The 13,998-nt window shown below is 61.3% G+C and carries 16 protein-coding genes; 1 reads left to right on the plus strand and 15 read right to left on the minus strand.

Annotated elements, in window-relative coordinates:
• Positions 1-172 precede the first annotated feature (172 nt).
• From U5A08_RS22460 to U5A08_RS22525, 14 genes are all read right to left on the minus strand, one after another.
• The gene (locus tag U5A08_RS22460) at positions 173-1,141 is read right to left on the minus strand and encodes a GTP 3',8-cyclase MoaA (RefSeq protein ID WP_046382373.1); all 969 of its coding nucleotides are present in this window, start codon (positions 1,139-1,141) and stop codon (positions 173-175) included.
• Between the two features lie 114 nt (positions 1,142-1,255).
• Positions 1,256-1,924, minus strand: coding sequence for a TetR/AcrR family transcriptional regulator (locus tag U5A08_RS22465; protein WP_046382372.1), 669 nt, complete (start codon positions 1,922-1,924; stop codon positions 1,256-1,258).
• Positions 1,925-2,369: 445 nt separating this feature from the next.
• Entirely contained in the window at positions 2,370-3,155 is a 786-nt protein-coding gene (locus U5A08_RS22470) for a TatD family hydrolase (RefSeq protein WP_247405608.1), read from the minus strand.
• Positions 3,156-3,218: 63 nt separating this feature from the next.
• Complete coding sequence (locus tag U5A08_RS22475) at positions 3,219-4,208, minus strand: DNA polymerase III subunit delta' (RefSeq protein WP_253398150.1); 990 nt, start codon at positions 4,206-4,208, stop codon at positions 3,219-3,221.
• Positions 4,201-4,833 (minus strand): dTMP kinase, encoded by a 633-nt coding sequence (tmk, locus tag U5A08_RS22480; RefSeq protein WP_321848665.1) that lies wholly within the window; start codon positions 4,831-4,833, stop codon positions 4,201-4,203. Before tmk ends, U5A08_RS22475 begins: the two co-directional genes overlap by 8 nt.
• A gap of 19 nt (positions 4,834-4,852) precedes the next feature.
• Positions 4,853-5,992: an endolytic transglycosylase MltG gene (gene mltG, locus U5A08_RS22485; protein ID WP_321848667.1), complete on the minus strand. Its 1,140-nt coding sequence runs from the start codon at positions 5,990-5,992 to the stop codon at positions 4,853-4,855.
• A gap of 1 nt (position 5,993) precedes the next feature.
• Complete coding sequence (gene pabC / locus U5A08_RS22490; RefSeq protein ID WP_321848669.1) at positions 5,994-6,809, minus strand: aminodeoxychorismate lyase; 816 nt, start codon at positions 6,807-6,809, stop codon at positions 5,994-5,996.
• Positions 6,809-8,053: a beta-ketoacyl-ACP synthase II gene (gene fabF / locus U5A08_RS22495; protein WP_253398159.1), complete on the minus strand. Its 1,245-nt coding sequence runs from the start codon at positions 8,051-8,053 to the stop codon at positions 6,809-6,811. The genes pabC and fabF overlap by 1 nt, the downstream gene beginning before the upstream one ends.
• Before the next feature lie 125 nt (positions 8,054-8,178).
• The gene (gene acpP, locus U5A08_RS22500; RefSeq protein ID WP_003442511.1) at positions 8,179-8,415 is read right to left on the minus strand and encodes an acyl carrier protein; all 237 of its coding nucleotides are present in this window, start codon (positions 8,413-8,415) and stop codon (positions 8,179-8,181) included.
• Positions 8,416-8,607: 192 nt separating this feature from the next.
• A complete protein-coding gene (gene fabG, locus U5A08_RS22505; protein ID WP_253398161.1) occupies positions 8,608-9,351 on the minus strand; it encodes a 3-oxoacyl-ACP reductase FabG in 744 nt (247 codons plus the stop codon).
• Positions 9,352-9,375: 24 nt separating this feature from the next.
• Positions 9,376-10,314 (minus strand): ACP S-malonyltransferase, encoded by a 939-nt coding sequence (gene fabD / locus U5A08_RS22510; protein ID WP_253398163.1) that lies wholly within the window; start codon positions 10,312-10,314, stop codon positions 9,376-9,378.
• Between the two features lie 126 nt (positions 10,315-10,440).
• Entirely contained in the window at positions 10,441-11,451 is a 1,011-nt protein-coding gene (gene plsX, locus U5A08_RS22515) for a phosphate acyltransferase PlsX (RefSeq protein WP_253398165.1), read from the minus strand.
• Positions 11,452-11,455: 4 nt separating this feature from the next.
• Entirely contained in the window at positions 11,456-11,638 is a 183-nt protein-coding gene (rpmF, locus tag U5A08_RS22520; RefSeq protein ID WP_008152339.1) for a 50S ribosomal protein L32, read from the minus strand.
• A gap of 13 nt (positions 11,639-11,651) precedes the next feature.
• Positions 11,652-12,182: a YceD family protein gene (locus U5A08_RS22525; protein ID WP_247405338.1), complete on the minus strand. Its 531-nt coding sequence runs from the start codon at positions 12,180-12,182 to the stop codon at positions 11,652-11,654.
• Between the two features lie 105 nt (positions 12,183-12,287).
• On the opposite strand from U5A08_RS22525, the gene U5A08_RS22530 reads away from it, so the two are divergent.
• On the plus strand, positions 12,288-12,866 hold the full coding sequence (locus tag U5A08_RS22530) for a Maf family protein (RefSeq protein WP_321848676.1): 579 nt from the start codon (positions 12,288-12,290) through the stop codon (positions 12,864-12,866).
• 132 nt (positions 12,867-12,998) lie between these two features.
• Here the strand turns inward: U5A08_RS22530 and U5A08_RS22535 are convergent, their stop codons facing one another.
• Positions 12,999-13,982 carry a S49 family peptidase gene (locus tag U5A08_RS22535; RefSeq protein WP_247405331.1) on the minus strand — a complete coding sequence of 328 codons (984 nt, stop codon included), beginning with the start codon at positions 13,980-13,982 and terminating at the stop codon, positions 12,999-13,001.
• Positions 13,983-13,998: the final 16 nt, after the last annotated feature.

Consider the following 13,998-nt stretch of genomic DNA (forward strand, 5'->3'; position numbering starts at 1 on the left):
AGAAGCCGGTGACGGAAAACCGGCGAATGGGCATGAGATGCAGAATCCGCGCCATTTGGGGAGGGGGCTTGCTCCCGATTGCGGCGAGTCGGTCAGATTATCTGGGACTGATACATTGCAATCGGGGGCAAGCCCCCTCCCACACTGGATTGTGTGTCATCCAGGGGCAGGGTTAGCCGCCGATGATTTTCATGATGGTCGCACCGCCGGAGAACGCCACTTCCTGTTTGTCGCCCAGGGCCTTCATCAGCAAGCCTTGCAAGGCCGGCAGCGCCTGGTGGCGCGGTTTATCCAGCAGGTCGCCGACATAGTGACGGTTGCTCGACGACAGGCAGCCATGCAGCCAACCGGTGGACGACAGCCGCAACCGTGAACAGGTGCGGCAGAACGGCACGCTTTCGTTGGCGATTACGCCAAAGAAACCCTTGCCCGGCACTTCGTAGCGCACCGCCGTGGCGTCCACGGGAGCGTTGGCTTGCAGGTATTCGTGGTGTTCGCCGATCAGGCTCAGCAGTTGCTGAAGGCTGACGAATTGCTGCAGGAACGCATTGGAGTCCTTGGCCAGGTGGCCCATGCGCATCAGTTCGATAAAGCGCAGCTCGTAGCCCCGCTCCAGACAATAGTCGAGCAGCGGCATCACCTGGTCGAGGTTCTGACCGCGCAGCGGCACCATATTGACCTTGATCTTGATCCCGGCCGCACGCGCCTGGTCCATGCCATCGAGCACCGTGGCCAGGTCGCCGCCACGGGCGATGCTGCGGAAGGCCTCGGCGTTCAGCGTGTCGAGGGACACGTTGATGCGCCGAATGCCGGCGTCCACCAGCAGCGGCAGTTTGCGCGCCAGCAGTTGGCCGTTGGTGGTCAGGCTGATCTCACTGAGGCCCATCCCGCCCACGGCGCCCATGAAGGCTTCCAGCTTGGGGCTGACCAACGGTTCGCCGCCGGTGATGCGCAGGCGTTCGATACCGGCGGCTTCGATCAGGTAAGCCACGCCACGGGCCATGGCCTCGGCCGAGAGTTCGTCCTGGGCAGCCACCAACCGCTTGCCGTTAGGCACGCAGTAGGTACACGCGTAATTGCAGGCTGAGGTCAGGCTGATCCGCAAATTGCGAAAACGCCTGCCTTGACGATCAACGATCATGGATCACTCCGGCAGAGGACAATTCAGACGCAGCAAAAACTGACTCATAAATCAGCTTTTAGCAATAGCCTTACCTGAGTATATTCCTGGGTTACTGCACCTGGCAGCAAATCGTTACGCGGCAGGTGTGCCAGCAGGTGCAGCGTCAACGGGTGGCAGCTCGCTGCTGTGCTTGCGCTTGTTGCCCATGCGCACACCGATGTCCATCAGGAACTGGAAGAAGCCTTCCTGATCTTCCAGCACATTGCTCCAGAACGGTGAGTGGTACAGCGCCACGGCGCCATGCACCAACGCCCAGGCGGCGCAGTAGTGGAAATACGGCGGCACGTCTTCCAGCTTGCCTTCGCTGATGCGGCCCTTGATCAGCAGGGTCAGGCGCTCGAAGTTCGAGGCGCGGATCTTGTGCAGCTCCTCGACCATTTCCGGCACCTGATGGCCCTTGACCACCTTCTCTTCCAGGCGGTCGAACAGGCGGTAGCGCTGCGGGTCACGCATGCGGAACTCGAAGTAAGCCCGCGACAGAGCTTCCTTGTCCTTGTCCACATCGGCCGAATGCAGCAGCTCATTCAGGTCGCGCTCGTAGTCGAGCATCAGGCGCAGGTAGATCTCGGCCTTGGACTTGAAGTGCTTGTAGATGGTGCCTTTGCCGATACCTACGGCATCCGCAATCATCTCGACGGTAACGCTGTCTTCACCTTGTTCGAGGAACAACTTGAGGGCGGTATCGAGAATTTCCTGCTCGCGGCGGCGAAACTCACGGACCTTACGGGGTTCTTTTTGCATGAGGAAAAGGTCTGCAGAGGTCGGTATAGGGAGGGTTGCGCAGGGCCAAGGATACGTGGCGATACGATTTACCCGGTGCGAGGGATTATCCCGACTGAACGATCGTTGGGCAACGCCTATGTGAACCCGTTATACACATTACTTTCAGCGCGCCAACGAATTCATGGCGATCAGTCAGAAATAATACATAACGTCTACGCCTGTACATCCGCGCAATGAGAACTCAAGCGAAGCGCGCGTATTCCAAATCTGTTTAAAAAACGACCAGACGCGACTGGACTGAATCGGATACTGATCAATACTTCAACTGTCGGCGCGACATCTCCCCCAAGTGAAGCGTCGATCTGGGTACCGACGGACTGTGTGCCCTTGTTTTACTCCTAATGGTCTTAACCCGGATTCCCCCCCCAGAACCCGGGTTTTTTTTGCCTGAGTTTTGGCCGCGTTAAACGGCGACGTGAGCCAGCGGGAACAGGCGCTTGAAGTTCTCGGTGGTCTGCTCGGCAAAGCGCTCGTAGGATTCACCGCGCAGCATCGCCAGATAATCCGCCACATCGCGCACATACTCCGGCAGGTTCGGCTTGCCGCGATGGGGAATCGGCGCCAGGTACGGCGAGTCGGTTTCCACCAGCAGCCGGTCGGCCGGCACTTGTCGCGCCACGTCACGCAGGGCGTCGGCATTGCGGAAGGTGACGATGCCCGACAGGGAAATGTAGAACCCCAAGTCGAGGGCCGCCTTGGCCATGTCCCAGTCTTCGGTGAAGCAATGCAGCACACCGGCCTGGGGCAATGCGGCTTCGCGCAGCAGGCTCAGGGTGTCGGCGCGGGCGCCGCGGGTGTGGACGATGACCGGTTTGCCGGTCTGCTCGGCGGCTTGCAGGTGCAGGCGGAACGACGCCTGCTGCAATTGCGCGGCTTCGGGCTCGTAGTGATAGTCCAGGCCGGTTTCACCAATCGCCACCACCCGTGGGTGGTTGAGTTCGCCGAGCAACCAATCGAGGGCCGGGGCTTCGCCGGGCTTGAGGTCCAGCGGGTGGATACCCACCGAGCAATCCACGTCCGCATAGCGATCCGCGAGGGCTTTGACGTCGGCCGCATTGTCGGCGCTGACGCCGATACACAGGAAGTGCCCGACCCCACGCTGGCGGGCCGCTTCCAGGGCGGCGTCGAGGGAACCGCCGTGCTGGGCGAGGTCGAGGCGATCAAGGTGGCAATGGGAATCTACGAGCATAAGAAATGACAACTTCAATCACGGGAAGGGTCTGGCCGACGATACACCCGTCGGCCACGGAAATTAACGCCGGCCGAGCAAACCGACCCACTGCACCAGCAGCGCTTCGAGCAACAGCACGCGGTTGAGGTTGGCCTTGCCGAGCACCTTCTGGCGCTGGGCGAGAATCCAGTCCTGGATATTCAGCACCTTATCCTGCGCGCTTTTCTGCGCGAGGTATTGCACGACCTTGCGCATGTCCGGCAGGCCCAGGCCATTTTCATCCTGGGTCAACTGGTAGCGCAGGATCAAGCTCGACCAGTCGCAGAACCAGTCGAACAGCAGCAGTAAGGGGATGTCCTTCCAGGCGGCTTCGGCCAACTGGCTGGCAGACAGCTCTTGCTTAAGCAGCTTTTTCACCCCGTCCACCACCAGCGCACGTTGCTCACGCACGCCCTGGGCTTGCAGCTTCACGGCGGCCAGGGGTGAGCCCGCGGCCAGGGTCAGCAACTCGACGCGCTCGGCTGCGGAGCAGTCCGGCAGCGCTTGCTCCAGCCACTGCAGGCTCATCGCTTCGCTGGGCAACGGGCACGCCTGCTGCACGCAACGGCTGCGAATGGTCGGCAACAAGCGGCTGGACTGGTGGCTGACCAGCAACAGCACGGTATCGCCGGAAGGCTCTTCGAGGCTTTTGAGCAAGGCGTTGGCGGCGTTGATGTTCATCGCCTCCACGGGTTCGATCAGTATGACCTTGCGCCCGCCCATCTGCGCGGTCTGCACCACGAAGCTGACGAGATCACGCACCTGGTCGACCTTGATCGCCTTGTCCGCTTCCTCGGGTTCCAGCAGGTAGTTGTCCGGGTGGCTCCCGGCCTTGAGCAGCAGGCAGGATTTGCACGCGCCGCAGGCTTCCAGGTTGACCGGGCGTTGGCACAGCAGGCTGGCCATCAGGCGTTCGGCGAGTGCGCGTTTACCGATACCCGCCGGGCCGTGCAACAAGTAGGCGTGGGCGTGCTGGGCGCGGCCGGCCAGTTGCTGCCAGAGACTGTCCTGCCAGGGGTAGGCTTCAGCCACGGGCACGCTCCAGCAATGTGGGTAGCAGCGCATCGATGGCGCGCTGCACCTGGGCCAGCGGCTGGGCCGCGTCCAGCAGGTAGTAACGCGCCGGCTCGGCCTTCGCCCGGGCGAGAAACGCGCTGCGCACGGCGTTGAAAAACGCCTGGCCTTCCAGTTCGAAGCGGTCCAGGCGGCCACGCGCACTGGCGCGGGCCAGGCCGACTTCCACCGGCAGGTCGAACACCAGGGTCAGGTCGGGGCGCAAATCGCCCTGGACGAAGGTTTCCAGGGTGGCGATGCGCGCCTGGGACAGGCCGCGGCCGCCGCCTTGGTAGGCATAGGTGGAATCGGTGAAACGATCACAAATCACCACGGCACCACGGGCCAGGGCCGGACGAATCACTTCGGCCAGATGCTGGGCGCGGGCGGCGAACACCAGCAGCAGCTCGGCGTCTGGATTCATCTGTTCTTCACCCGGGGCCAGCAGCACTTCACGAATGCGCTCGGCCAACGGCGTACCGCCGGGCTCGCGGGTCAGCACCACCTCAATACCCTCGGTGCGCAAACGCTCGGCCAGGTAATCGCGGTTGGTACTTTTGCCGGCGCCTTCCGGGCCTTCCAGGGTAATAAACAAGCCAGTCACAGGCAGTCCTTAGTCAGAGTCATTGCGGGCTTTGCGATGCGGCGGCGTCCGGCGCAGGCTCGGCGGGGGCGACGGGTTCGGCAGGTGCGGCGTTCGCCGGCGTGGCGTCTTCCAACGGTTTCACCTGCGGCGCCGGGCTGGAACGGTAATCGGCGCGGCGCTTGAGCTGGAACTCACGCACGGCGGCATTATGCGCATCCAGGTCATCCGAGAAAATATGGCTGCCATCGCCCCGTGCAACGAAATACAGGCTGCTGCCCGGCACCGGGTTCAGCGCCGCATGAATCGCCTCGCGGCCGACCATCGCGATGGGTGTCGGCGGGAGCCCGGCAACCATGTAGGTGTTGTAGGGGTTGGCTTCCTTGAGATGGGCGCGCGTCAGCTTGCCGTTGTAGCGCTCGCCCAGGCCGTAGATCACCGTCGGATCGGTCTGCAGCAGCATGCCGATCTTCATGCGTCGCACGAATACCCCGGCGATCTGCCCCCGTTCCTCCGGCACACCGGTCTCTTTCTCCACCAGGGAGGCCATGATCAGGGCTTGGTACGGGTCGGTGTACGGCGCGTCGGCGGCGCGTTTGCTCCACTCCTGGGCGAGTACGTCGTCCAGGCGGTTGTAGGCTTTCTTGAGGAACTCGACATCGGTCATGCCGCGCACAAAGCGATAGGTATCGGGGAAGAACCGGCCCTCGGGGAAAACCCCTGGGTGGCCGAGTTTGTCCATCACTTCGCTGTCACTCAGGCCGGCAAGGCTTTGCACGATCTTTTCATGCTTGGCCAGCGCCGCGCGCACCTGGCGGAAATTCCAGCCTTCCACCAGGGTCAGGCTGTATTGCACCACTTCGCCACGCTGCCACAAGCCGATCAAGCCTTGGGCGGTGAGGCCGGGGGTGAGGCGGTATTCGCCGCTGTGCAACGGCTGGCCTTCGAGGTTGAAGCGCCAGTACAGACGCAACCAGAAGGCGCCGTCGAGCACACCGTCGGCTTCCAGGCGATTGAAGGTGCCGGTCGGCGTGGCGCCGGCCGGGACGTCGAGCAGTTGCTCCTCGGTCAGGTGCAAGGGCTGCTTCAGGGCTGAGTCGAGCTTCCAGGCCGAAACCCCCAATAGCAACGCCGCCGCGAACAGACCGATCAGCAGCAGTAACAACAGTTTTCGTATCAACTCAAATATCCAATAGCGCGCGAACAATGCCCTGCAGTTTACGGGTGAGCGGCCCAACCGGCCAGCTCATCGCAGCGCAGCCGCACACCGGCCAAATGCCATAAACGCTGTTGCAGACAAAAACCTCGTCGGCCGACTGCAACTGCTCAAGGCTGATATCGGCCACGACCACCGGGGTGCCGAGCGCCTGCGCCTGGGCCAGGATCTCGGCACGCATGACCCCGGCCACGCCGCAACGATTCAGATCGGCGGTCAGCAACACGCCGTTGCGCACCAGGAACAGGTTGCTGAACACGCCTTCGATGACGCGCCCGGACATATCCAGCATCAAACCTTCGGCATGCTCGGCATCTTGCCACTCGGCGCGCGCGATCACTTGTTCGAGGCGATTGAGATGTTTGAGACCGGCCAGCAGCGGCTGCTCGGACAAACGGGTGGCGCACGGAAACAGGCGGATACCGTCGGTGCCATGGGCCAGGGGATAAGCAGCAGGCGGACTGCCCTGCAGGATACGGCGCACCGGGGCGCCGGGGTTGATGCCATAACCACGCAGGCTATCGCCACGGGTGAGGATCAACTTGAGTACGCCGTCGCCGAGGGCGGTGGCGTAAGCGAGCACTTCGCTGCGGACCAATGCGTGGTCCGCAACCAATGCCAACCGCCTGCAACCTTCAGCCAGGCGTTGCAGGTGGCGGTCGAGCAACACGGGTTGCCCGGCCTTGACGGCGATGGTTTCGAACAGGCCATCGCCATACGCCAGGCCGCGATCTTTCAGGGGCACGCTGTCCGCTGGCTGACCGTCGACCCAACTGAGCATTACTCGGCGAACCGGCGGAACACCAGGGAACCGTTGGTACCACCGAAACCGAACGAGTTGGACAACACCACGTCGATCGGCATTTTCTGCGCTTCGTGAGGCACGAAGTTCAAGTCGCAGCCTTCATCCGGCTCATCGAGGTTGATGGTCGGCGGAGCGACCTGATCCTTGATGGCCAGTATGCTGAAGATCGCTTCGACCGCGCCCGCCGCACCCAACAGGTGGCCGGTCATGGACTTGGTGGAGCTGACCGCCAGCTTGTAGGCGTGCTCGCCGAATACCGACTTGACCGCTTCGGCTTCCGCCAGGTCGCCGGTCGCCGTCGAAGTACCGTGGGCGTTGATGTACTGCACCCGGTCCGGGCTGATCTTCGCATCGCGCAAGGCGTTGGTAATGCAACGTGCGGCGCCGGCACCGTCGGACGGTGGCGAAGTCATGTGGTACGCGTCGCCACTCATGCCAAAACCGATCAGCTCGGCGTAGATCGTCGCACCACGTGCCTTGGCGTGTTCCAGCTCTTCCAGCACCAGGGCGCCGGCGCCGTCGGCCAGGACGAAACCGTCACGACCTTTGTCCCACGGACGGCTGGCGCGAGCGGGCTCGTCGTTGCGGGTCGACAGCGCACGTGACGCGCCGAAACCGCCCATGCCCAGGCCGCAGGCCGCCATTTCGGCGCCACCAGCGATCATCACGTCCGCTTCGTCATAGGCAATGTTGCGCGCGGCCATGCCGATGCAATGAGTACCTGTGGTGCAAGCGGTGGCAATCGCGTAGTTAGGTCCCTGTGCGCCCAGATGGATGGACAGGAAACCGGAAATCATATTGATGATCGAACCCGGCACGAAGAACGGTGAAATTCGACGGGGACCGGACTCGTGCAACGTGCGGCTGGTCTCTTCGATATTGGTCAAACCACCAATACCCGACCCCATGGCCACGCCGATGCGCTCACGGTTGGCGTCGGTGACTTCCAGGCCAGCGTCACGCACTGCCTGAAAACCGGCTGCCAGGCCGTATTGAATGAACAGGTCGAGTTTGCGGGACTCTTTGATCGAGAGGTATTCCTCGACATTGAACCCCTTTACCGAGCCGCCAAAACGGGTGGAATAGGCAGAAAGGTCCGTGTGTTCGATCAGACCGATACCACTGCGGCCAGCCAGAATGCCCTGCCAACTGCTCGACACATCTGTGCCCAGTGGCGACAACATACCCATACCGGTGACTACGACGCGTCTACGCGACACAGCACTCTCCTTTTTCTAATGACGACACTTTGCTTCAGAATCACTTTTCATCAGAGCTAAAGAAAAAACCGCACGCCTTTACAGCAGTGCGGTTTTCCCTGACAGCAAGCGACGACTACAAACTATTACGCCTGGTGGTTAGTAACGTAGTCGATTGCAGCTTGAACAGTAGTGATTTTTTCAGCTTCTTCGTCCGGGATTTCGGTCTCGAATTCCTCTTCCAGAGCCATCACCAGCTCAACGGTGTCAAGGGAGTCGGCACCCAGGTCTTCAACGAAGGAAGCAGTGTTGACCACTTCTTCTTCTTTAACGCCCAGTTGCTCGGCAACGATTTTCTTGACGCGCTCTTCGATGGTGCTCATACCTTGTTTTCACTCCTAATGGACAAATTCAGGCAGCTGGCCAGTGGGTAAGTGTATAGAAAGCCATTTCAGCTTTTCAACTGAAAGGTTCACCCAGTACCCGGTCGGCCACCCGCCTATAAATTAAGTTGCAGCTTTATAACGGATTTTAGACAGCTCGTATGACATTTTTTTGAAGCGATCCGTCACAATTTAACTCATGTACATCCCGCCGTTAACCGGGATTGTAGCCCCAGTCACGTATGCCGCACCGTCGGATGCCAGGAAAGTGACCACATTCGCGATCTCTTGAGCCTGGCCCAGACGGCCCAGCGGAATCTGCGTCAGCAAGGCTTCACGCTGTGCTTCCGGCAGTTCGCGGGTCATATCGGTGTCGATGAACCCTGGGGCCACCGAGTTGACCGTAATCGACCGCGAGCCGACTTCACGCGCTAATGCGCGGCTGAAACCTTCCAGACCGGCCTTCGCCGCGGCGTAGTTTACTTGGCCTGCGTTGCCCATGGCACCCACTACGGAGCCAATATTGATAATTCGGCCCCAACGCGCCTTGGTCATGCCGCGCAAAACGCCCTTGGACAGGCGAAACAGACTGTTCAGGTTGGTGTCGACCACGTCATGCCACTCGTCGTCTTTCATCCGCATCATCAGGTTATCGCGGGTGATACCGGCGTTATTCACCAGAATCGCCGGCGCGCCGAACTGTGCGGTGATCTCGGCCAGTACGGCAGCCACGGACTCATCACTGGTCACATTCAGCTCAAGGCCGGTGCCTTGCACGCCGTTTTCCTTCAGGGTCGCGGCGATACGCTCGGCGCCCGAGGCGGAAGTGGCAGTGCCGATCACGGTGGCGCCCTGACGGCCCAGCTCCAGGGCAATCGCCTGGCCAATGCCACGACTTGCGCCGGTAACCAGTGCAACTTTACCTTGCAGACTCATGCAGGCTTCTCCTAAGTTTGGGGATCAGGCCAGTGCCGCGCGAGCGGCAGCGAAGGCATCCGGGGTATTGAGGTTGGCGGTCGACACGCCTTCAGCGCAGCGCTTGTTCAGGCCGGCCAGGACTTTGCCCGGGCCGCACTCGACCAGCTCGGTGGCGCCGTTGGCGGCCAGGGTCTGTACCGATTCAACCCAGCGCACCGGCTTGTAGAGCTGCTCCAGCAGGTCGCGCTTGAGGGTGTCGAGATCCGCTGCAACTGCCGCGCTGACGTTCTGCACCAGCGGGATCTGCGGCGCCTGCCAGTTGATGGCCGCGATGGACTCGGCAAAACGCTCGGCCGCCGGGCGCATCAGTTCGCAGTGCGACGGCACGCTCACCGGCAACGGCAAGGCACGCTTGGCGCCACGGGCCTTGCAGCCTTCGATGGCGCGCTCAACAGCGGCCTTGGCACCGGCAATCACCACCTGGCCTGGCGAGTTGAAGTTCACCGCGCTGACCACTTCGCCCTGGGCCGCTTCGGCACAGGCCTCGATCACCACTGCATCATCCAGGCCGAGAATAGCGGCCATACCGCCCTGCCCGGCCGGAACCGCTTCCTGCATCAACTGGCCACGACGCTCGACCAGCTTGACCGCTTCAGCGAGGGTCAGGCTGCCGGCGGCGACCAGGGCGCTGTATTCGCCCAGGCTGTGACCGGCGACGAAGGCCGGACGCGCGCCACCTTCCGCCAACCACAAGCGCCACAGGGCGATCGAAGCGGTGAGGATGGCCGGCTGGGTTTTATCGGTTTGATTGAGTTGCTCTTCCGGCCCCTGCTGGGTCAGTGCCCACAGGTCGTAACCCAGGGCATCGGAAGCTTCCTTGAAGGTTTCCAGGATCAGCGGATAGTGCGCGCCCAGCTCGGCCAACATGCCGAGGGACTGCGAACCCTGCCCTGGAAAGACGAATGCGAGGGATGTAGACATGTAACAAGCCCCTAATGATCTGGTCGTCGGATATTGGCGCTCCTACGATGGGAGCGCACGAAACTGACAGATTGGATGGTCAATTGAACCGGCCGGTCACATTTAAGCATTTCCGGGCCGATTCGCCTAAGGCAACAAGTCCTCCAGGCGGCCGTGCAAGCGTTGCGGCAGGTTTTCCTGGATCTCGATCAAGGCCCGGGCAATCGCGCTCTGAAAGCCTTCCACGCCCGCTGAACCATGGCTTTTCACCACGATGCCCTGCAAGCCGAGAAAGCTCGCGCCATTATGCCGCGCCGGTGCCAGGTCCGCCTGCAGGCGGCGCATCAGCGGCAGCGCCAGCGCGCCGACCACACGTGTGGCCAGGTTGCGCTTGAACAAAGTCTCAATCCGCGAGGCAATCATGGTTGCCAGGCCTTCGCTGGATTTAAGCAGGATATTGCCGACAAATCCGTCACACACCACCACATCCGCCTCGCCGCGATACAAACCGTCACCCTCGACAAAGCCGACGTAGTTCAAACCCCGCGCACCTTGCAGCAAAGCGGCGGCGAGCTTGACCTGTTGGTTGCCCTTGATGTCTTCGGTGCCGATATTCAGCAAGGCCACCCGCGGACGGGCCACACCCAGCGCTTCGGCAGCCACCGAACCCATCACCGCGAACTGGAACAGATGCTCGGCGCTGCAATCGACATTCGCGCCCAGGTCCAGCAACTGGCAATAGCCTGCCTGCGTCGGTATCGCTGCGACCATCGCCGGCCGGTCGATCCCCGGCAAGGTCTTGAGCACATGCCGTGACAACGCCATCAGCGCGCCCGTATTGCCGGCGCTGACACAGGCTTGCACCTTGCCATCACGCAACAGCTCAAGGGCGATCCGCATTGAAGAATCAGGCTTGCCACGCAGGGCGGCCGACGGCTTTTCATCCATGCCGATGGCTTCGCTGGCTGGCGTAATCGTCAGGCGCGCGCAATCCACCGCCGGATGGCTGGCAATCAGTTCTTCAAGAAGGGAAGGTTGACCGACGAGGGTCAGGTGCAGCGAGGGCGTGGCAGACAGGCTGGCAATGCAGGCCTGAACAATGCTGCGGGGACCGAAGTCCCCGCCCATTGCGTCAATCGCGATGACTTGAGCAGACAAGTGATTACTCGTCAGCGCCTTTGTCGATCACTTTACGGCCACGGTATACGCCTTCTGGCGATACGTGGTGACGCAGGTGAATTTCACCGGTGGTTTTTTCTACAGACAGAGTGCTCGCCGTCAGGGCGTCGTGCGAACGACGCATGTCACGGGCAGAGCGGGATTTTTTGTTCTGCTGAACAGCCATAATTGATTAACTCCTAAACGTTTGGGTCACGCTTTAACTGCGCCAATACACTGAACGGGTTGGACCGCGTTACCTCGTCCTCGCTCGGTTCGGACTCGTCATCGAGGCCCGCCGGCTGCTGGCATTCTTCCGGATGATGAGCAGGCACAATGGGCAAGGCGAGCAAAAGCTCCTCCTCGATCAGTGCATGCAGATCCAAAGGATCTTCGCCCAGTTCCAGCACGTCATAACCTTTCGGCAACGACTGGGTATTCGCACCCTCCTTTACCACAGCGTAACTGCATTCGCTGTGGATCGGCAGGGTGACCAGCTCAAGACAACGCTGGCAAACCATTTTGACCTCGGTGTCGATAAAGCTGTGAATAACCACAGATTTACGTTCATCTCGTTCAAAAACGAATTTAGCCTGCACCGTACCGACAGTGTCGGAAAGCGGGTCGCAGAGTCTCTTCAAATCGGCCAGCAGCAATTCACCTTGAAGGGAAGTGCCACGATCAGCCAATTTGCGCGGGTCAACGTGAGGTGGAATCGGGTCATTCAACATAGGCGCAGCATTATAGGGATGCCCCCAGCCATGTCAAAGGAAATTCAGCCCTGGGCGTCAGCCGGTCGCCCCGCTAGAATCCCCAGCCGCCCCGAGGAGACGCCCATGCTGCCTTTATTACTCGCATCCAGTTCGATTTATCGCCGGGAATTGCTGGGCCGCCTGCACTTGCCGTTCATCTGCAGCTCGCCAGCCATCGACGAAAGCCACCGCGCAAATGAGTCAGCCGTCGAACTGGTCAAGCGCCTGGCCGAAGAGAAAGCCCGCGCCCTCGCCGCCAGCTATCCAGGGCACCTGATCATCGGCTCTGACCAGGTGGCCGCACTGGAAGGCCGGATCATCGGCAAACCCCACACCTTCGAGAACGCCCTCGAGCAACTGCTGGCAGCCAGCGGCAAGCGTGTCAGCTTCCTCACCGGGCTGGCGCTGCTGAACAGCGAGACCGGGCACTGCCAGGTGGACTGCGTACCGTTTACCGTCCACATGCGCAGGCTGGACGTGGAGCAGGTCGAACGCTACCTGCGGATCGAGCAGCCGTATGACTGCGCGGGCAGCTTCAAGGCCGAAGGGCTGGGTGTGAGCCTGTTTCAAAGCACCGAAGGCCCGGACGCGACCAGCCTGGTGGGCTTGCCGCTGATCCGCCTGGTGGACATGCTGCAGGCCGAAGGCGTGCAAATCCCTTAAATACAGCGCAAAACCAAATGTGGGAGGGGGCTTGCCCCCGATTGCGGCGGGTCAGCTACAGATAAGCTGACTGATCCACTGCTATCGGGGGGCAAGCCCCCTCCCATATTTATCTACACAGACCTTGAGATTTCAGCGCAGGGCCGGACCCTGGAAGCCCATGTACAGGGCCAACTTCTCAGCCACGCTGGCGCCGAGCTTCTTGGAGAAACGGTCAAACGGCGACTCCTCAACGGTGAAGTCCACCAGCTCTTTCTCACCAATCACGTCCCGCGCCACCGAACTGGCACTGCCCAGGCCATCGATCAAGCCGAGCGGCAAGGCCTGCTCCCCAGACCAAACCAGCCCAGAGAACAGCTCTGGATGATCTTTATCCTTCAGACGATCCCCACGCCCCTGCTTGACGCTGGCGATGAACTGGCGATGAGTGGTGTCGAGCACACCCTGCCAGAACTGGGTTTCATCGGCCTTTTGCGGCTGGAACGGGTCGAGAAACGACTTATGCTCGCCCGAGGTGTAGGTGCGACGCTCCACACCCAGCTTCTCCATCGTGCCGACAAAGCCGTAACCGGCCGCCGTCACACCGATGGAACCGACCAGGCTGGCCTTGTCGGCGTAGATCTGGTCAGCAGCACTGGCGATGTAATACGCACCCGAGGCGCCCAGGTCGGAGATCACCGCGTACAGCTTGGTCTGCGGGTGCAATGCGCGCAGGCGGCGAATCTCGTCATACACGTAGCCCGACTGCACCGGGCTGCCGCCTGGGCTGTTGATGCGCAGGATCACGCCCTTGACCTTGGAGTCTTCAAACGCGGCGCGCAGACTGCTGACGATGTTGTCGGCACTGGCGGATTCCTTATCGGCAATCACCCCACGCACTTCGATCAGGGCGGTGTAGTTGGGGCCACGGGTCGCGGTTTTTTCCATGTCCATCAGCGGGCTGAACAGCGCCAGCATGCCAAGCAGGTAAACAAAGGTCAGCAGCTTGAAGAAAATCCCCCAGCGCCGCGAACGACGCTGCTCCTGCACGCTGGCCAGGAGGGTCTTCTCCAGCAGCTTCCAACTCTTGTCATCGCCGCTGTCAGCCTTTTCGGGCGCTTTCCACTCATCACTCATGATCTACCCCAGCAAA

Origin of the sequence: Pseudomonas paraveronii (assembly GCF_963681955.1) — a bacterium.
In the GTDB taxonomy this organism is placed as follows: Bacteria; Pseudomonadota; Gammaproteobacteria; order Pseudomonadales; family Pseudomonadaceae; genus Aquipseudomonas; species Aquipseudomonas paraveronii.